At 41.5% G+C, this 18,262-nt stretch carries 12 protein-coding genes; 3 read left to right on the forward strand and 9 right to left on the reverse strand.

What is annotated here, in order from left to right; translation table 11 throughout:
- Positions 1-99 precede the first annotated feature (99 nt).
- Positions 100-687 (reverse strand): hypothetical protein, encoded by a 588-nt coding sequence (locus PSE69_RS16545; protein WP_004925899.1) that lies wholly within the window; start codon positions 685-687, stop codon positions 100-102.
- 54 nt (positions 688-741) lie between these two features.
- A complete protein-coding gene (gene metH / locus PSE69_RS16550) occupies positions 742-4,407 on the reverse strand; it encodes a methionine synthase (RefSeq protein WP_121875170.1) in 3,666 nt (1,221 codons plus the stop codon).
- A 227-nt stretch (positions 4,408-4,634) separates the two neighbouring features.
- Between metH and iclR the strand changes: the two genes are divergently transcribed.
- Positions 4,635-5,465, forward strand: coding sequence for a glyoxylate bypass operon transcriptional repressor IclR (gene iclR / locus PSE69_RS16555; RefSeq protein ID WP_004925895.1), 831 nt, complete (start codon positions 4,635-4,637; stop codon positions 5,463-5,465).
- An 18-nt stretch (positions 5,466-5,483) separates the two neighbouring features.
- Here iclR and PSE69_RS16560 read toward each other — a convergent pair whose 3' ends face one another.
- From PSE69_RS16560 to PSE69_RS16570, 3 genes are all read right to left on the reverse strand, one after another.
- Complete coding sequence (locus PSE69_RS16560; RefSeq protein WP_014656937.1) at positions 5,484-6,368, reverse strand: N-acetylmuramoyl-L-alanine amidase; 885 nt, start codon at positions 6,366-6,368, stop codon at positions 5,484-5,486.
- A 916-nt stretch (positions 6,369-7,284) separates the two neighbouring features.
- Positions 7,285-7,560 carry a helix-turn-helix domain-containing protein gene (locus PSE69_RS16565; RefSeq protein ID WP_004925889.1) on the reverse strand — a complete coding sequence of 92 codons (276 nt, stop codon included), beginning with the start codon at positions 7,558-7,560 and terminating at the stop codon, positions 7,285-7,287.
- A 471-nt stretch (positions 7,561-8,031) separates the two neighbouring features.
- Positions 8,032-8,820, reverse strand: coding sequence for an N-acetylmuramoyl-L-alanine amidase-like domain-containing protein (locus PSE69_RS16570; RefSeq protein ID WP_004925887.1), 789 nt, complete (start codon positions 8,818-8,820; stop codon positions 8,032-8,034).
- 357 nt (positions 8,821-9,177) lie between these two features.
- Here PSE69_RS16570 and edd point away from each other — a divergent pair, with 357 nt between their 5' ends.
- Together edd and PSE69_RS16580 are read left to right on the forward strand one after the other, a co-directional pair.
- Complete coding sequence (gene edd / locus PSE69_RS16575) at positions 9,178-10,974, forward strand: phosphogluconate dehydratase (protein ID WP_404824050.1); 1,797 nt, start codon at positions 9,178-9,180, stop codon at positions 10,972-10,974.
- A 25-nt stretch (positions 10,975-10,999) separates the two neighbouring features.
- Positions 11,000-11,641, forward strand: a complete 642-nt coding sequence (locus PSE69_RS16580; protein WP_004925885.1) for a bifunctional 4-hydroxy-2-oxoglutarate aldolase/2-dehydro-3-deoxy-phosphogluconate aldolase — start codon at positions 11,000-11,002, stop codon at positions 11,639-11,641.
- A gap of 61 nt (positions 11,642-11,702) precedes the next feature.
- Here PSE69_RS16580 and aceK read toward each other — a convergent pair whose 3' ends face one another.
- From aceK to metA, 4 genes are all read right to left on the reverse strand, one after another.
- A complete protein-coding gene (gene aceK / locus PSE69_RS16585; protein ID WP_004925884.1) occupies positions 11,703-13,454 on the reverse strand; it encodes a bifunctional isocitrate dehydrogenase kinase/phosphatase in 1,752 nt (583 codons plus the stop codon).
- A gap of 105 nt (positions 13,455-13,559) precedes the next feature.
- Positions 13,560-14,867 carry an isocitrate lyase gene (gene aceA, locus PSE69_RS16590; protein WP_004925881.1) on the reverse strand — a complete coding sequence of 436 codons (1,308 nt, stop codon included), beginning with the start codon at positions 14,865-14,867 and terminating at the stop codon, positions 13,560-13,562.
- Between the two features lie 53 nt (positions 14,868-14,920).
- Positions 14,921-16,519: a malate synthase A gene (gene aceB, locus PSE69_RS16595; protein ID WP_053110124.1), complete on the reverse strand. Its 1,599-nt coding sequence runs from the start codon at positions 16,517-16,519 to the stop codon at positions 14,921-14,923.
- 354 nt (positions 16,520-16,873) lie between these two features.
- Positions 16,874-17,803 carry a homoserine O-acetyltransferase MetA gene (gene metA / locus PSE69_RS16600; protein WP_014656942.1) on the reverse strand — a complete coding sequence of 310 codons (930 nt, stop codon included), beginning with the start codon at positions 17,801-17,803 and terminating at the stop codon, positions 16,874-16,876.
- Positions 17,804-18,262 lie beyond the last annotated feature (459 nt).

Raw genomic sequence — 18,262 nt, forward strand, 5'->3', positions numbered from 1 at the left:
TGGAAAAGCATAAGCGTTCAGCTCCTAAAATCAGCAACGAATAATAGAATATTTAGGCATATTTTAGGTGGTGAAAAACCGTTCACCACCTACAGGGGATTAGTTGACTCGATAACCGCCATGTTTGCTTGCGAATAAATTAAATTTCCCCCATTCCACTAGCATGGATTCCAGCATTTCATGGCTGACCTTACATAGGTTCGCTATTTGTGACACAACAAATTGGTTTTCCCCGATTAATTCAGGGGAGAAAACTTCAGCTATCCAACCACACTCTTTCATGGTGACCAACCAACCGTCATTGGTGGCAAACTTATGCACAGGGATCATTCCCTCTTTCGGGCTTTCTTTCGATAATAATTTATCTTCATCGCGTTGTGCTTGGTGGAATGCGTCAATTTCTTCTTGTGAAGGAACAGGCTCAACCATTTGTGCATCTTCTAAATAAAGATAAATCTCCTCCGCACGAGCCGGTGTCAATTCACTTTTTAGCCAAATTTGATTGAAACAGTGGTCATCTAACATCTCATCGGTATCAAGCTTATCCATGATTTGCAAAATACTCATCATGGCGCTCACCAGATCTTCACTCATGAAAAATGTCTCAGGTGCCGCACTGTTTTGGATTTTATAAGGATAAACTGCCGTGTTCGGCAGCCTATCTTCAATAATAAATTCGTAGCTCATCGTTCAGCCTCTTTAAGTGTCTTACTGATAAGATGGTGCCGACCCTCCGGAAATTCAATCCTCTGGGTCATAGCCTAAATTTGGTGCGAGCCATCTTTCAAGTTCACTGACTGACATTCCCTTACGTTTTGCATAGTCCTCGACCTGATCCCGCTGCACCTGAGCGACGGCAAAATATTTACTTTCAGGGTGGCTGAAATACCAACCTGAAACCGACGCTCCAGGCCACATTGCATAAGAACTGGTTAATTGCATACCGACTTGATTTTCCACATCTAATAACTGCCAAATTTTGGCTTTTTCGGTATGTTCAGGGCAAGCAGGATACCCCGGCGCCGGTCGGATCCCCTGATATTTTTCACGGATCAGCTCATCATTCGGCAAATCCTCGTCAGGGGCATAACCCCAATACTCTTTTCTCACCTGCTGGTGCAAGTATTCCGCAAATGCCTCCGCAAGCCTATCAGCTAACGCCTTCAACATAATTTTATTATAGTCATCATGTTGCTGTTCATATCCATCTGCAAGGGCATCTTCTTCTAACCCCCCCGTAACCGCAAAAGCACCAATATAATCCGCTTTTCCACTGGCTTTAGGGGCGACAAAGTCAGATAAACAGTAGTTAGGAAACTCTTTCTTCTCTGTTTGTTGACGTAGGTTGAGAGCGATAACATCTGCACTATCACGAGCCGAGGAACGATATATTTCAATATCATCCCCTACACTGTTTGCAGGAAATAGACCAAATATGCCTCTTGGCGTCAGGGCATTATCCTTCGCGAGTTGATCTAGCATGTTGTTCGCGTCTTTTAGTAATTTACGCGCCTCTTCACCGACCACCTCATCTTCTAGGATGCGTGGATATTTCCCCGCGAGCGACCATGTCATAAAGAAAGGCGTCCAATCAATATAATGACGTAATGTCTCAATCGATGCTTTGACCTCTTTCACACCAAGGAAACGTGGCACAGGTGGCTGGTAATTTTGCCAATCAATTTTCACTGAGTTAGCGCGAGCAATTTCAAGGGAGACTGGCGGGGTTTTGGGTTTTTTACGTCCATGTTGCTCACGAACGATTTCATATTCACGGCGAGTTCGAGCAACGAACTCCGCTTTTTGTGTTGCGGAAAGTAGCGCGGAAACCACGCCTACAGTGCGCGATGCATTTTGTACATATGTCACTGAGTGGCTGTAATTGGGTTCTATTTTTACTGCCGTGTGAGCTTTTGATGTTGTCGCTCCCCCAATCATCAAAGGGATTGTAAAGCCTTGGCGCTCCATCTCTTTAGCCACATGGACCATCTCATCCAACGAAGGCGTAATTAACCCAGAAAGGCCAATAACATCAACATTCTGCTCACGGGCTGTTTTTAAGATGGTTTCACAAGGTACCATCACGCCCAAGTCAACAATCTCATAGTTATTACACTGTAAAACGACGCCGACAATATTTTTACCTATATCGTGAACATCACCTTTAACGGTCGCTAATAAAATTTTACCCGCGCTGCTACCTGATTGTTTAAGTGCCTGAATATAAGGTTCTAAGTAGGCAACTGCTTGTTTCATCACTCGAGCGGATTTAACAACCTGTGGTAAAAACATTTTCCCTTCACCAAACAAGTCACCCACGACATTCATCCCATTCATCAATGGCCCTTCAATCACTTCAATAGGGCTTGCTGCGAGTTGGCGCGCCTCCTCCGTATCTGGGATGATAAATTCGGTGATCCCTTTAACTAACGCATATTCTAAACGCTTTTCGACAGCCCAAGAGCGCCATTCAGCCTGTTGAACTTGCTGCTCCTCACTGCCTGATGCACGATATTTTTCCGCTAATTCCAACAGGCGTTCAGTGCTATCCTCACGGCGGTTTAAGATCACATCTTCGACCGCATCTTTTAACTCTTTAGGCAGATCATCATAGATAGCTAACTGCCCCGCATTGACAATCCCCATATCCATGCCATTACGGATAGCATAATAGAGGAACACAGCATGGATCGCTTCACGAACGGGATCATTGCCTCTGAATGAAAACGACACGTTAGAGACACCACCAGAGATCATCGCATGTGGAAGCTGCTGCTTAATATCCTGACAAACTTCAATAAAATCGACAGCATAGTTATTATGTTCTTCAATACCTGTCGCGACGGCAAAAATATTTGGATCAAAAATAATATCTTCTGGAGGGAAACCGACCGTGTCAGTCAATACGTGATAGGCACGACGACAAATTTCGATTTTTCGTTCACGGGTGTCGGCTTGGCCTACCTCATCAAATGCCATCACAATGACTGCGGCACCATATTTACGCACCAATTTGGCATGTTCGATAAAGGCACTTTCCCCCTCCTTCATCGAAATTGAGTTCACAATGCCTTTGCCTTGAATGCATTTCAGCCCTTTTTCGATAACATCCCATTTTGAAGAGTCGATCATAATGGGAACACGGGCAATATCAGGTTCGCCAGCAATTAAATTAAGAAAACGCACCATCGCCGCTTCCGAATCCAACATCCCTTCATCCATGTTGATATCGATAATCTGTGCGCCGTTTTCCACTTGCTGGCGAGCAATATCTAATGCCTCTTGGTAGTTTCCTTCCTTAATGAGACGTTTAAACTTCGCCGATCCCGTCACATTCGTACGTTCGCCGACGTTAACAAATAACGAGTCTTTGCCAATATTAAGTGGTTCTAGCCCTGATAAACGGCACTCTACAGGTAACTTTGGTAAGGCGCGCGGCGCAATTCCTTTAACGGCTTCAACAATTTTTTTGATGTGCAACGGTGTCGTACCACAACATCCCCCGACAATATTCAAAAAGCCTGCTTGTGCCCATTCACGAATTTGTTCCGCCATATTTTGTGCATCGAGATCATATTCGCCAAAAGCATTGGGTAAGCCTGCGTTAGGGTGTGCACTGACATAGCACTCCGCAATACGCGATAGTTCAGACACATATTGGCGCAATTCATTTGGCCCTAAAGCACAGTTGAGACCAAAGGATAAAGGTCTAGCATGACGCAATGAGTTATAGAAAGCTTCGGTAGTTTGCCCCGATAGGGTACGCCCAGACGCGTCGGTGATCGTTCCCGAAATCATAACCGGCAGAGTCACTCCCAAGGCTTCAAATTCTGTTTCAACCGCAAAGATCGCCGCTTTTGCATTTAACGTATCAAAAATTGTTTCGATCATGATCAGATCGACACCCCCTTTGATCAAGGCGTGCGTTGATTCACGATAGGCTTCAACTAATTGATCAAAATTGATATTCCGAAATGCGGGGTCGTTAACATCAGGGGAGATCGAGGCTGTGCGGTTAGTCGGTCCCAACACACCAGCAACATAGCGTGGCTGTTCCGGTGTTTTACGTGTCCACTCATCGGCACATTCACGGGCGATACGTGCAGCGGCTTCATTTATTTCGGCAGACAACGATTCCATTTTGTAGTCTGCCATCGCAATCGTTGTTGAGTTAAATGTGTTTGTCTCAACAATATCTGCCCCAGCCGCAAAGTATTGATCATGAATATCGCGGATAATTTCAGGCTGAGTCAAAACAAGGAGGTCGTTGTTTCCTTTGAGGTCACAAGGCCAATCCGCAAAGCGTTCACCACGGAATTGTTCTTCGGTTAGCTTATGGCGCTGGATCATCGTCCCCATTGCGCCATCCAGTACTAAGATCCTTTTTTGTAATTCTTGTTCTAACATACTGATTTTATAAACCACTTTCCCTGCCTCCTAAAAAACAACAACCAAAGTCATAAGTTAAATTAGTGCCACATTCATCCTATCATAATTTTTACGTTGAGAATTCCACCTCATGATGAGAGTTTCTCAGGTTGCATAAGATCTAATTTTTCACTGATCCGATGAGTATTTTGAGGTGAAATCATCCATAATAGAAACAAAAATTCATTCCAGTCAGGAGAGACTTAATGGCGACTGCATCAATCAGTAAAAAAATAAAAAAGGCAAAGGGGCCGGCAAGTGGAGCACCTGCGGCAGGTCAAGTCCAGTCATTAAGTCGTGGGCTAACCCTTTTGGAATATATTTCTGAATCAACGGGAGGGATTGCGTTGACCGACCTTGCTCTACAAGCGGGTCTACCTAACTCCACAACCCACCGTTTGCTCATGACACTCGAACAACACGGTTTTGTCCGTCAGACTGGCGATCTCGGCTTATGGGTGATTGCTTCTAATGCGTTTATTATTGGGAGCAGCTTCCTTGAAAGTCGTAACCTACTGGCCTTAGTTCACCCTATTTTACGTCGTTTAATGGAAGAGTCCGGTGAGACCGTCAACCTTGCTATTCTTGACCATAGTGAATTCGACGCAGTCATTGTCGACCAAGTGCAATGTAATGCTTTAATGCGCATGTCTGCCCCTATCGGTGGGAAACTTCCTCTGCATGCTTCCGGTGCAGGTAAAGCATTTATCGCCAACTTACCGGAAGAACAACTCATTCCACTATTGAGTAAAAAAGGGCTTCACGCCTATACACCTTATACTTTAACGACGCCATCTGCCCTTAAAGAAAACCTGCAACAAGCGAAAAAACAAGGGTTCTCTTATGATGATGAGGAGCACGCTTTAGGACTCAGGTGCATTGGCGCATGTATTTATGATGAACACAAAGAGGCGTTTGCTGCCATCTCTATTTCAGGGCCACTTTCACGGATCACCGACGATCGGGTGACTGAACTCGGCGCTATGGTGATCAAAGCCGCCAAAGAGATCAGTCGTGAATATGGCGCGATCCGCTAACCTATAAAAATAATGTTATTAATTAGTTATATGCTGAACCTGTGGATGCGTAAATGAATTTGTAGATAAGAAACGTGGCATATCACGGTACTTTTCAATAAGCGCTAACGCAATTGCCTCAGTTTCAGCATCGGCTTTTCCATCAATGTTCCGTGGACGGAAATGCATTTGGAATGCGCTAATGATCTGTTGCGTCTGCCCATCCAGCTCCCCTGATAGCGGAATTTCCGCATAGCCATAAAACCTTAGCGCCTTCTGTAACAATAGCACATTACTCGGCTCGTCTTTCCCTCTATTCGACAAATAACCTTTTACTGTCGCAGCATCAGGCCATGCGCCAATGCCTTGTTTCGCCAATTCTTCCCATGGAAAGGCTCTACCGGGGTCCTCTTTGCGTAATGGCGCAATATCACTATGCCCGATGATATTTTGCGCAGGGATATTATAACGCTGCATAATATCTTTCACTAACGGGATTAAAGCTAAAATTTGCGACTGATTAAAAGGAGCCCATATTTTACGGCCATTCTGATCCGTGGAAAAACCTGAATTCACAATTTCAATACCAATTGAAGTATCATTCAAATTACTGCTATTTAGCCAATGACTATCACCAGCATGCCATGCCTTTAGCGATTCCGGCACTAGCTGTAATACCACGGGCTTATTATTTTCCTGTGAGGGAGTACTTGGGATCAGATAATGGGAGCTCACATTACCTTTAGTGAGCAGATAGATAGATTGATTGTCATCAGACACTGTATAGTGCAAAACCACATATTGGACCCTTTCACTCGTATTGCGTGACGGATAGCGATTATCAACATAGTATCCCTGCCGTGGTGACAGCGTTGAACAACCTGAAATAATAAAAACCATTAGAATTAATAAATAACGGATCATTCAATCTGTCCTTATAGCCCCTATGTTAAATTGACAGGCATTCTACCTATTTATTTGTTTACAAAGAATACACAAAATAAAAATAGACGATTATCTAAGCTAAATCGCCAAGAAAAATAGGGCATTATCCATATTAAAAAAAACGATTGAAATACCTTTTTTACCCATGCTTAAGCCAAAATGCGTAACCGTTATTTTGAGCATTTTAACCGTTCGATTCAGGCTATCATATACACGGAAAATGCTTTATAGCCTGCACGGCATCCTTACCTTAAATGGGTTGATTATTTTATCTCTAATTTTTTCAAAAGAATTTAGCATAAGTTTAATTCATTGGTTTAGGTTACCATTATCAATCTAGTTACTATTTTACTTTAATCAAATATAGCCTTTATTTGGTTAATAGTTAAAACCAAAACCTAATAAAAGGGTAAAAATACGAAAACGGTCTGGTTTCTTTAAAATCAAATTATCAAAAATTGATATGATAGATGATTAATTTTAGAATAGTTTATAATTAATCTGATAAAAAATAATCAATCGGAATACTTTATTAAGTATAAACCACATGTTTATTTATCTAGTCTTGATAGTTCAGATATAAGTTGACCTTCAATCGCGATTATTTATCCGATGTATAACGAAAGAGTCATGGATGACTAAGGTAAATAAGCATACCTTGAGTGATATATTTACCAATTATATTAGTATATTTTACAGTTTGAGTGGGTAACCGATAATTTAATACCAGTTACCCATAGAGGTGCTCGAACACATATTACGCGTTGATAACTAGTCACATTGACTATATTAGATTAAAATTATTAACAAAGTTTTAGTCTTTATCAGAACAGCCTAAAAATTCCTCTAATAAATTAGAGAATCTCGTCAGACCTCCTAATCTCAAATAAATTTCCTATTCTATTGATGTATAGAAAGTTCGCTTCTCATGTTCAACTTCTGTCGTAATAATCCTCACAATATCTTTAACATCGATATCTAAAAATACAATAATTTCAATAAGTTTATCTAAACTCAATTTATTTACGCCACGCTCATAACGCGAGATTTGTTGCTGACTTAAATTAATAATATTTGCTAATTCGTGACCAGATAATCCTCTTTTCATTCTTGCTTGACGCAAATGGTGACCTAATAAAGCATACACATCTTCTCTTTTTTTTATCGCCATATCCCTCTCCTAGAAAAGGAAATAATATTATTTTATTAGCCCAACTATTATAGAATTTCCCCCCCTCTTTAAAAATAGTTATCAGCAATCAAAATTTAACATATTGATAGTTAATAGTTATCATTCATTTTATTAAACGAATTTATTCCTTTTTTAAAAAAGCAATTCATTGCTTTTTAATCATTTTTTTATTTTTATCACGCCTACAATTAGTTTTATAGTTAATTATTTATACTTAATATTTTAATAACTATTTACACTTTAAATAACTCTAGAAATAGTTAGACACTTTAAACAATATTTAGAATTCCTGAAAAATGAGTAACAACAATCCATAATATGAGGTAGATCATAATTTATGAATTAAATATTAAATTAAATCCAATTCAAATTGAATACAGTCAGCTCCATAAAGATATATTTAAAGCTGTAAATTTAACTAATGGCGATATCAGAACTTGAAGTAATCCCCTAATATCCGGTCGATGAGTCTACTGTGGATCTGACGACAATGATCCCAGCCTTACCACGCAAATAGCGCATTAACTCTATATCCATAACTTGCAAATTAAGTTTTAATGAGGAAGCATTTCTAAAATAAATTTTACCGCCCTGACGAATAGCAATCCCAACGTGACTTACATCTAGCCCAGCCCGATTAGCATAAATCCCAATATAATCCCCTGTCTGTAGCGCATCCAACACAGCCTCATCGATATACTCTGTCGGTATATAGCTGACTACGCGTTTCGTTACCGGTAGACCTTGAATAAAGCGCTGCCCATGACTTTTTAAATTAAGATTTTTATACACCTGAACTGCGTTAGGGCTGATGGTTTGGGTGATATCAAACACCATACCGTCGTTTTGATACAACCAATCGGTGAAAAAATGCCGTCGATTCACATAGGAGATATTATCTTGCGTATAACGGATATTTTTTAGATTATGAATAAAATCATCATAATTCTCTGATCTTTTAAATGCTTCTGTATATTCAATAAAAGTCATGCAATCCATTGATTTTAAATTTATAACCAACGTTTCTTTCGCCGAAAAAGAAGCGTTCAACGTGTGACTGTTATAAGGCGTGCCTAGCAATGTTTCAGTTATCACTTTAACCCGCTGCTCTTCATTCAGTCCTTTTGTACGTTGCTGAATATCATTGAGTATTGATAGCGAGCCTGATTCCAATACCGTCTCTGCATATGTTAAAGACGATGTGAACAGTAATGCCACTGCAATAAACCGTTTTAGCATGAATCCCCGACTATAGACCTTCTTTCTCAATCAATGTGTAAGCCTATTACTAGACCACAAATCATTCACAAAATTCAGCCTATTAATCGAAAACAGCACAATTTTCCCTCAATCAACAAGTCAAGTAATCTTGATTCAGATCACAGATACTTCGAAATCTGTCCACGATCCATTGCAACTCTATACGTTTCAATTAACAATGTTACCAGTAACATATCGCTAAACAAATAAAGTCTCTTCAGCGCCCTTATTTGATAAATGCGTGTTGGTAGATAAAAAGTCTCTGTGATGAGGTTAGTAATTATGAGCAATTCCAATAAGATAGAGAACGGTTATTCCTCCGTTCATCCTGAAATAATGCGGATCACCAAACGTATTATCGCTCGCTCAAAAAAAACAAGAGAGCATTACCTACACAAAATTGAGCAAGCACGTAGTACAACCGTTCATCGTGCAGAACTTGCTTGTGGTAACCTCGCTCATGGATTTGCAGCCTGCCAACCTGAAGATAAGAAGATCCTCAAAAGCATGACTCGCTCTGATATTGCGATCATTAACTCTTATAATGATATGCTGTCAGCTCACCGCCCCTATGACCATTACCCTGAGCGTCTGAAAAAAGCGTTACTCGAATCGGGTGCTATTGGGCAAGTTGCCGCCGGCGTGCCTGCAATGTGTGATGGTGTAACTCAAGGGCAAGATGGCATGGAATTGTCTCTGCTAAGCCGTGATGTGATTGCAATGTCTACCGCAATTGGCCTTTCACATAATATGTTTGACGGCGCGTTATACCTTGGGATCTGCGATAAAATTGTGCCCGGTCTCATGATTGGTGCCTTGTCCTTTGGTCACCTTCCCGCTATTTTTGTTCCTGCCGGCCCAATGACAACAGGGTTACCGAATAAAGAAAAAGTCCGCATCCGCCAGCTATATGTCGAAGGCAAAGTAGATAGAAACGCGCTATTAGAAGCTGAAGCTGCCTCTTATCATGGTATTGGCACCTGTACCTTTTACGGTACCGCAAACTCTAACCAAATGGTCATGGAGGTTATGGGGCTACATTTACCGGGGGCCTCTTTTGTTCAGCCGGATACCCCCTTACGCGACGCCTTAACCGAGGCAGCAGCACGCCAAATTACTCGTTTAACCGAACAATCAGGTAATTACCTGCCAATAGGCCAATTAATTGACGAAAAGGTCATTGTGAATGGTATTATCGCCTTACTTGCAACTGGCGGTTCAACTAATTTAACTATGCACCTAGTGGCTATTGCACGAGCAGCAGGGATCATCATTAATTGGGATGATTTCTCTGAGCTATCAGCAGTGATCCCATTAATCTGCCGCATTTACCCCAATGGTCAAGCAGATATAAATCAATTTCAAGCCGCAGGCGGAGTACCTCTCCTTATCCGCCAGCTCTTATCCAAAGGATTACTCCATCACGACGTTCATACTGTTGCTGGTGATGGCCTCTCACGCTACACCATGGAGCCTTGGCTAGACAACGGTCATTTAGCGTGGCGTGACGGCCCCGATACCTCCTTTGACTTGAACGTCATCGCAGATATTAATCAGCCATTTTCCCATCATGGTGGTACAAAAGTTTTATCGGGGAATTTAGGACGCGCCGTCATGAAAACCTCCGCAATACCGGAAGCGAATCAAATCATTGAAGCTCCTGCTGTCGTCTTCAATAATCAACACGATATTTTGCCGCTGTTTGAGTCTGGGGAATTAGATCGTGATTGCGTCATTGTTGTCCGTTTCCAAGGCCCATCTGCAAATGGTATGCCTGAACTCCATAAACTCATGCCTCCATTAGGGGTTCTTATGGATAGAGGTTATAAAGTTGCACTAGTAACAGACGGTCGATTATCCGGCGCATCAGGTAAGGTTCCTTCGGCCATCCATGTCACCCCTGAAGCACATAATGGCGGTTTACTGGCTAAGGTGGAAAATGGCGATATCATTCGTGTGAATGGTGTAACGGGTGAATTGACTCTGCGAGTCGATGAACCAACACTCGCCGCTCGTCAGGCTTATCAACCAGATTTAAGAGCCCAACGTTCAGGCTGTGGTCGAGAGCTCTTTAGTGCATTAAGAAACCACTTCTCGGGTGCCGAAGAAGGGGCTTGTAGTCTCGATTTTTAACTCCTTCAGTGAATAGGAAAAGATTATGCATAATTGGAAGTTAGCTGCTGCAGATGTACTCAATGCAGGCCCTGTCGTTCCCGTCATTGTGATCAATAAACTTGAACAGGCGGTTCCTCTCGCAAAAGCACTGGTAAAAGGGGGAATTAGAGTACTTGAAGTGACACTGCGTACTGAGTGTGCCATTGATGCAATTCGTCTTATTGCCAATGAAGTGCCCGAGGCGATGATCGGAGCAGGCACTGTGATTAATGCTCAACAACTCACTGCCGTCACTGAGGCTGGCGCCCAATTCGCTATTAGCCCAGGTCTTACCGAAGAGTTACTCAGTGCAGCAACAAAAGGTTGTATCCCTCTAATTCCAGGTATATCAACCGTTTCAGAATTAATGCTCGGTATGAATTATGGCTTAAAAGAGTTTAAGTTCTTCCCTGCCGAAGCCAATGGCGGTGTAAAAGCATTAAAGGCAATTGCCGGCCCCTTCTCACAAGTTAAATTTTGTCCAACGGGTGGAATATCGCCAGCTAACTACCGCGATTACCTCGCCTTGAAAAGTGTATTATGTATCGGTGGTTCATGGTTAGTGCCAGAAGATGCCCTTGAAGCCGGTGATTATCAACGAATCACTCAATTGGCAGAAGAAGCGATTAAAGGCGCTCAGCAATAATTAAATTTGATATATCAATATGAGCCAGAGTATCCCAATACTGTGGCTCTATTTGCTTAACTCAGCCACTAAGTCGCTGCATTGGCTCCTGTCCAAAACGTAAACTAAAGCGCAAATCTTCTCGATAAGCATAGACGTCCTCGATATAGCCGCTGCGGATCCTATTTTGTAAGCCTTGCCAATATTCTGCCGTAAATAAGTTGGCATGCCGCTTCTGTAAATAACCGCGTATTTTAGGGTCTTGGCATAAAAATAACGCAAACTCCTCTGGAAAAACATCCTGCTCTCCCACGCTGTACCAAGGCTCCCCCGAAAGTTCTTGCTCTGGGTACATAGGTTCAGGGATCTTCCTAAAATTTACTTCGGTCATATAGCAAATTTCATCATAGTCATAAAAAACAACGCGGCCATGACGTGTCACACCAAAATTTTTAAATAACATATCGCCTGGAAAAATATTTGCTGCCGCTAGCTGTTTTATCGCCTGACCATACTCATCAATCACATGATGTAATTGCGCTTCGTCAGCCTCATCCATATAAATATTTAATGGCGTCATCTTCCGTTCCATATACAAATGACGGATCAATATTTTGTCGCCTAAATCTTCTATCAGGGAAGGGGCTTCCTTAAGTAATTCCGCCATCAGTTCATCACTGATATAACGCTTTTCAATAATAAAGTTTTCAAATTCTTGGGTATCCGCCATTCGCCCAACCCTATCGTGTTCTTTAACAAGCCGATAGCACTCCTGTACACGTTCCCTCGTGACCTCTTTTTGTGGAGCAAACTCATCTTTAATCAATTTAAATACGCGATCAAAAGAAGGCGAAGTGAATACCAACATTACCATTCCCTTCACACCAGGCGCTATCGTGAACTGTTCTCGAGAAAAATTAATAAAAGCCAGATATTCACGATAGTACTCCGTCTTTCCATGTTTTTGGCAGCCAATTGCCATATACAGTTCAGCAATAGATTTACTCGGTAAAATTTCCCGTAACCAAAAAACCAATGCGGCTGGAAATGGGGCATAAACCATAAAATAAGAGCGAGCAAAACCAAAGACGATGCTGGCTTCATCAAACCCCGTTAAACAGGTATCAACATAAATTTTGTGGTCAGCGTCATGATGAATAGGTAATAAAAAGGGGTGAACTTCATTATTAATGACCAATTTTCCCACCAGCCACGCTGCCTTATTTCTATAAAACAATTCATTCGCAATCTGGAAAGTAACCGTTTCATTGCGAATATTAGGGAATCGTTCTATTAGGCTCTCAACAATGCATTGCACATCCCAACTTAAAGAGCGCCACTGCAAACGTAGCGGCAATGCACTTAGCACTTCTTCCAGTACATTAAACAAACTGTCTTTAACCGGATATTCTCGAGCTAATGGCCTAGGCAGGTCACTAAAACGCCGAGCTGGCTGAGAGGTAAAAATAAATAAGTTGTCTTGCGTCAGTTCCCGATGCTGGAACAAACGACAATACACCGAATTAAAAAAACTTTCTGCAATCTCAAAACGCGGGTAATGCGGTAACAATGCCGTGTATACCCGTTTAATATTCGAAAGCATTTCTGGCGTTAATGACTGAACCAAACCCATAAATTGTAACTGAGCCACGACTAACCCTACATGGTGGTCATACAACTGTATTCTTTGTTTCATCGCATCTTGAATAGCATGCCAATCTGCCCGTTCAAATCGTTCCTGTGCACCTGATGTAATCTCTAAAAAACGACCATACTGAGCATCAAAACCTTGTAAAATGGTTTGAGAAATTATCTGTTCAGTCGATAGTGTCATAGTAGCTCCTGACAAAAAACGGCACTCGAAAGTGCCGGTAAAACAAAAAACAGATACATATGAACAAAAGAAAAATATGCGCGGCTTAATGAAAGAAGTTTCTGGTTAAAACTGCTCTTCTTCCGTCGAACCTGTCAGCGCAGTGACTGACGATGTTCCACCTTGGATCACAGTCGTTACCTTATCAAAATAACCCGTTCCCACCTCCTGCTGATGCGAAGAGAAGGTATAACCCTTATCAATCGCAGCAAACTCACGCTCCTGAACTTTCTCTACGTAGTGCTTCATACCTTCACCTTGTGCATACGCATGAGCTAAATCAAACATGTTAAACCACATGCTATGAATACCCGCCAATGTGATAAACTGGAAGCGGTAACCCATCGCTGAAAGCTCATCTTGGAAGCGAGCAATCGTCGCATCGTCCAAGTTTCTCTTCCAGTTAAAGGAAGGTGAGCAATTATAAGCCAGTAATTTACCCGGGTATTTCGCGTGGATCGCCTCGGCAAATTGGCGAGCCGCCTCTAAATCAGGTTTTGATGTTTCACACCAGACCAAATCAGCATATGGCGCGTAAGCGAGCCCACGGCTAATGGCTTGCTCAATGCCCGCTTTAGTACGGAAAAAGCCTTCGTTGGTTCTTTCCCCTGTGATAAATTCGGCATCATACGGGTCGCAATCCGACGTTAAAAGATCGGCGGCGTCTGCATCCGTTCTCGCGATTAAAATCGTTGGTACTCCCGACACATCCGCTGCTAAACGAGCCGCAACTAACTTTTGTATCGCCTCTTGGGTTGGTACTAGTACCTTTCCACCCATATGACCACATTTTTTAACCGCCGCGAGCTGATCTTCAAAATGTACCGCAGCAGCTCCCGCTTCAATCATACCTTTCATTAGTTCAAAGGCATTTAGCACCCCACCAAATCCCGCTTCAGCATCAGCAACGATAGGGAGGAAGAAATCAATGTATTCCTTATTTTCTGGCCCAATCCCATTAGCCCATTGAATTTGATCCGCCCGACGGAACGTGTTGTTTATCTTTTTCACGACCGAAGGAACCGAATCGACCGGGTATAACGATTGGTCAGGGTACATACTTGATGCCGTGTTCGCATCCGCTGCCACTTGCCAGCCAGAAAGATAAATAGCTTCAATTCCCGCTTTGGCTTGCTGTAATGCTTGTCCCCCCGTTAAGGCACCTAAGGCATTCACATAACCTTTTTTAGAATGGCCATGGAGTTGATCCCATAACCTTTGTGCTCCTCTGGTCGCTAGAGTATGTTCTGGGTTAACTGAACCACGCAGCTTCACCACTTCTTCAGCACTATAAGGGCGAGTGATCCCTTCCCAACGTGCTTTTTTCCACTCATTCTCTAATTGGGCAATCTGCTCTGCGCGTGATATCGTCATGTTCGTATTCCTTATAATTTAAGTAGGGCCTATCGGAATGGCTTTAATCGTGTTTAATTAATAAATTGGTAACCAGGTATTGTTAAAAACTCAATGAGTTCATCTTGCGTTGTTATTCTTCGCATCAAGTCAGCGGCCTCACGGAAACGACCACTTTGGAACTTCTGATCACCAAGCTCTTTTTGAATGACTTGTAATTCTTCATCTAACATTTCTTCAAAGAGGGCTTTAGTGACTTTTTCACCATTTGAAAGCGACTTACCATGGCGGATCCATTGCCAAATAGAGGTACGAGAAATTTCTGCCGTTGCAGCATCCTCCATTAAGCCATATATCGGTACACAACCATTTCCAGATATCCATGCTTCAATATATTGAACTGCAACTCGGATATTCGCTCGCATACCCGCTTCCGTCCTTTCGCCATCACAAGGCTGCAATAGCTGCTGAGCGGTAATTTCTTCGTCTGAATCGCGCGATACGTGTAATTGGTTTTGGTGTTCGCCCAGTGCTTGGTTAAAAACCGCCATGACGGTGTCTGCTAACCCAGGGTGTGCAACCCATGAGCCATCATGACCATTACGGGCTTCTAATTCCTTATCAGCTTTAACCTTCTCTAAAATAGCTTTATTCTCTTGTGCATCTTTACTTGGAATAAAGGCAGACATCCCCCCCATTGCAAAAGCCCCTCGACGGTGGCAAGTTTTAATCAGCAACCGAGAATAAGCACTTAAAAAAGGTTGTGTCATGGTCACGACTTGGCGATCAGGTAATACCCTATCTGCGTGCTCTTTTAATGTTTTGATATAACTGAAAATATAATCCCAACGGCCACAATTTAGACCAACGATATGCTGGCGCATGTGATACAAGATTTCATCCATCTGAAAAACAGCTGGCAGTGTTTCGATAAGTACGGTGGCCTTAATCGTTCCTCGTGGTAAACCAACAGAGTCTTCGGCCATACTAAATACATCACTCCACCATTGAGCTTCCTGCCAAGACTCAAGTTTGGGTATATAGAAGTAAGGGCCACTTCCTTTTGCTAGTAGCGCTTCATAGTTATGAAAAAAGTAGAGCGCAAAATCGAATAACCCTCCGGGGATTGGCTTACCATCGAGCAAAACATGTTTTTCATCTAAATGCAGACCACGAACACGCGCGATTAATACAGCAGGGTTAGATTTTAATTGGTAAACCTTTCCATTTTCGTTGGTATACGAAATATCGCCTCGAACCGCATCTCTTAAATTAATTTGCCCATCGATCAATTTATCCCATGAAGGGGAGAGTGAATCTTCAAAATCAGCCATAAAAACTTTAACGTTGGCATTAAGCGCATTGATCACCATCTTACGCTCTACAGGGCCAGTGATCTCAACTCGGCGATCACGCAAATCCCCAGGGATATTTTGAATTTTCCAATCAGCCTTTTTAATGGAATCACTTTCTGAAATGAAATCAGGCAACATGCCAGAATCTATTTTCTGTTGTCTAACTTGCCTTTCTTTCAATAGCACATCTCTTTTAGCGGAAAACTTTTCTGCCAGATCAGAAAGAAACGCGATAGCTTCAGTCGTTAGCACCTTGCTATCTTGCTGATTAAAACTCTTAGTAAATGTTAATGTTGATGCTGATAATTGCTGATCCATTGGTCGATCCTCTCTCATATCTGCCGATAAATTAAGACTAACTCAAAATAAAAATAAATCAAAAACAGTTTCCATTTTATTTTAATTTAAACACAACATATTGATATATAATAAAATTAACAAGATTCTAATTATGATTACAGGTTCCCTTTTCACAACAAAAGATGTTAAAGTTAAGTTAAATCAATGTGTTGTAAAAATAACAATCATTTACTAAAAAACAAAAAAAGCAGCCTCATCAGGGCTGCTTAAATTCTTTAATTAGGATTCAACTTAAATAAAATCGCTGTAATTTATCATTACACTAGGCGAATACGTTGTTATAAGCGTATCTGGCAGTAGATAGGTGGTTTTTTAATCTAACGTCGGCTGCATATGACTAAGATCGAAAGGTGTGATCTGATACACATAATAATTTAACCAATTTGAGAAAAGTAGGTGCCCATGACTACGCCAAGTAATAATGGGATCCTTTTCCGGATTATTTTCCCTAAAATAATTACAGGGGATATTTGGCGAAATTCCAGCATCAACATCGCGCCAATATTCTTGAGCGAGGGTATCCGCATCGTATTCAGGATGACCTGTAACAAAAACTAATCGCTTATCTTTAGATGCAAATAGATAAGCCCCCGCTTCTTGTGAACTAGCTAATATATCCAAATCCGTATGTTTGCGGATCAATGATTCAGGGAAGTCAGCATAGCGTGAATGAGGCGCATAAAAAGATCCATCAAATCCTCGGGTTAATAGGGCAAAAGGCTCAAGCGTATCATGCTGATAAATACCAGATAGCTTTTCTTCCCGTGTCCATTTAGGTAAATCATAAAGCACTTTCAATGCAGCCTGCACCGCCCAGCAAACAAATAGAGTCGAGGTCACATGATCTTTCGCCCAATGAATCACTTTTTCTATTTGCTGCCAATAAGCAACATCACAAAACTCCACTAAACCTAAAGGAGCACCAGTCACAATCAATCCATCAAAATTCTGGTCTTGGATATCCTCAAAGTCACAATAAAAGGTATTCAGATGTTCCGCAGGCGTATTTTTAGATTCACGCTGATCAATTCGCAGTAACTGAATATCAACTTGTAGCGGTGTGTTCGACAGTAAACGTAAAAATTGATTTTCAGTTTCAATTTTCTTAGGCATCAAATTGAGTAGTAACACTTTCAAGGGACGGATCTCCTGAAGGCTTGCTCTTGTCGTTGTCATGACAAAAACATTCTCCTCTCGTAAGAAATTTACCGCTGGCAACTCATCAGGTAAACGAATTGGCATCATCTTCCCCTTTTATACATTTATACGTTTAGACTTCTAGAATGCTAAATAATCTAACCAAAGTTGCCATCATTGTCGAGTCTTTCAACACTAATTGAAATTATTTCAAGTGATTAGATTTGGTACAATTTGATTGCTATATATAGCATGGTTATAACTGTATGATTCTATTTATATTATGATAAAAACTATTCAATTATAAACATCAATATTTATTAGAATTTTTATTTATATCCTATACAGAGACAAAGATACTAAGTACTAGTAATGCTGGCTGGAATCCGCCAAAAATAGAGAAAATGGGAAAAGAAGGGAAGTGATGGAAGGTAAGGTATGAAATAGATGAGGGCTTTGATAAATTTCTTACTAATAATTCTTTAATCTATCTATTGCTATTGAAATAACCCATATTTGAAAAAATAAGCCGCCCTAAATAAGGGATTAAACTTTATCTCTCCC

This window comes from Providencia sp. PROV122 (assembly GCF_028482365.1).
GTDB classification, from domain to species: Bacteria; Pseudomonadota; Gammaproteobacteria; order Enterobacterales; family Enterobacteriaceae; genus Providencia; species Providencia stuartii.

Excerpts from the sequence above, each read along its gene's own strand:
- aceB (WP_053110124.1), bottom strand. The coding sequence starts at position 16,519 with ATGGATCAGCAATTATCAGCATCAACATTAACATTTACTAAGAGTTTT.
- metA (WP_014656942.1), bottom strand. The coding sequence starts at position 17,803 with ATGCCAATTCGTTTACCTGATGAGTTGCCAGCGGTAAATTTCTTACGA.
- PSE69_RS16570 (WP_004925887.1), bottom strand. The coding sequence starts at position 8,820 with ATGCTAAAACGGTTTATTGCAGTGGCATTACTGTTCACATCGTCTTTA.
- PSE69_RS16560 (WP_014656937.1), bottom strand. The coding sequence starts at position 6,368 with ATGATCCGTTATTTATTAATTCTAATGGTTTTTATTATTTCAGGTTGT.
- iclR (WP_004925895.1), top strand. The coding sequence starts at position 4,635 with ATGGCGACTGCATCAATCAGTAAAAAAATAAAAAAGGCAAAGGGGCCG.
- PSE69_RS16545 (WP_004925899.1), bottom strand. The coding sequence starts at position 687 with ATGAGCTACGAATTTATTATTGAAGATAGGCTGCCGAACACGGCAGTT.
- edd (WP_404824050.1), top strand. The coding sequence starts at position 9,178 with ATGCGGATCACCAAACGTATTATCGCTCGCTCAAAAAAAACAAGAGAG.
- aceK (WP_004925884.1), bottom strand. The coding sequence starts at position 13,454 with ATGACACTATCGACTGAACAGATAATTTCTCAAACCATTTTACAAGGT.
- PSE69_RS16565 (WP_004925889.1), bottom strand. The coding sequence starts at position 7,560 with ATGGCGATAAAAAAAAGAGAAGATGTGTATGCTTTATTAGGTCACCAT.
- aceA (WP_004925881.1), bottom strand. The coding sequence starts at position 14,867 with ATGACGATATCACGCGCAGAGCAGATTGCCCAATTAGAGAATGAGTGG.
- metH (WP_121875170.1), bottom strand. The coding sequence starts at position 4,407 with ATGTTAGAACAAGAATTACAAAAAAGGATCTTAGTACTGGATGGCGCA.
- PSE69_RS16580 (WP_004925885.1), top strand. The coding sequence starts at position 11,000 with ATGCATAATTGGAAGTTAGCTGCTGCAGATGTACTCAATGCAGGCCCT.